Raw genomic sequence first — 1,409 nt, forward strand, 5'->3', positions numbered from 1 at the left:
GCTGAAAGGATTGCTGTTGTTCCTAGAGTAAATATAAATTTTTTCATTACGAATACCTCCTTATTTACTCAATGATTGAATGATATCATCCTCACATTTCACAGCCGTTACAGAGCCATGCTACTTTTATTACAAAACTTAACAAAACAGAACATTCAATCGTAATATTTCTGATAATTTGGCTATATGATGAAACGTTTCTACTTTTTACTGCTTTTTATTGTTGTTTTTACTAAAATAGTTAAATTTCTCTACCATTGCTGGCTATGCCTCTTCTTTTTTATTGATCATTTAACGGGTATATTCAGTTTTTTTATAACAAAAAAAAGCGAACCGCTAATCAAAAATTTTGATTAGCGGTTCGCTTTTCAATTCGGCTAAAATACTTTTGTCCCAGCTTTTTTTACTTCTTGTTAAATCCTTGCTTTTCAACAAATTCTTTCATATACATACGCTTAGGATTGGAAAGCATGTCGGCCATTTGACCAGTCCATGTGTCTTGGCGTTTGCCATTTGTTCTTTCGTTGTAATAAGCAGAAATTTCTTCGTTATACGATGTTAATTCTTTTTTCGTCTGCTCATCGTTCGGCTCATATGTTTCTTCATGATACACATGTTTAAATGGTAAGCGCGGCTTTTTATCCGTAATACCCGCTGGATGTCCAACCGTTAGACCAAATAACGGAATTACATGATGAGGCAGTTTTAACAATTTGCTTACTTCTTCTAATTCGTTGCGCAAACCGCCGATGTAACAAGCTCCAAGTCCCATTGATTCAGCAGCAAGCGTTGCATTTTGCGCAKCAAGGGCAACGTCAATAATAGCTACCATAAACTGCTCTGTGCTTTCGAGCGCTGTCGATAAATCTTTTTTCTCCATTTCCGCAATGACATCATGACGATGAAAGTCAGCGCAAAATACAAAGAAGTGTCCATTTGTTTCTACGTAAGGCTGATTTCCTGCTAATTGAGCAAGCTTTCGCTTCGTTTCTTTATCTTTTACTCCAATAATGGAATACGCTTGAATATAGCTTGATGTGGAAGCTGCCTGTGCGCTTTCTACAATCGTTTGAATTTGCTCTTCTGACAATGGTTTGTCTTCATATTTGCGAATAGAACGATGATTTAAAATCGTTTCAATAACTGAGTTCATATTATAATCTCCTTTTACTTCATCTAACCTTCTACAGTTGTTATCTCTACAGTTAGTTTATCGAATGTAAAAAGAAATAACCAATGTTCTGCTTAAAATTGATTTTGACTTGTCTCATATCGATACAGCTTAAAGTGATCTGCAAGCACGCGATCTACTTTTACTTCTAAGCTGTCTACATATTCGTCCATCCGTTTTATCAACCGGTTTCGTTTCACATCATTTTCTAAAATGTTCTTAAGCTGCTGTTCAAAGG

At 35.6% G+C, this 1,409-nt stretch carries 1 protein-coding gene; it reads right to left on the reverse strand.

Annotation, left to right across the window (positions count from 1 at the left end; genetic code table 11):
- Positions 1-403: 403 nt before the first annotated feature.
- The gene (nfsA, locus tag AC1DRF_RS27845) at positions 404-1,153 is read right to left on the reverse strand and encodes an oxygen-insensitive NADPH nitroreductase (RefSeq protein WP_477742292.1); all 750 of its coding nucleotides are present in this window, start codon (positions 1,151-1,153) and stop codon (positions 404-406) included.
- Positions 1,154-1,409: the final 256 nt, after the last annotated feature.

This window comes from Priestia sp. P5_B4, from assembly GCF_056400385.1.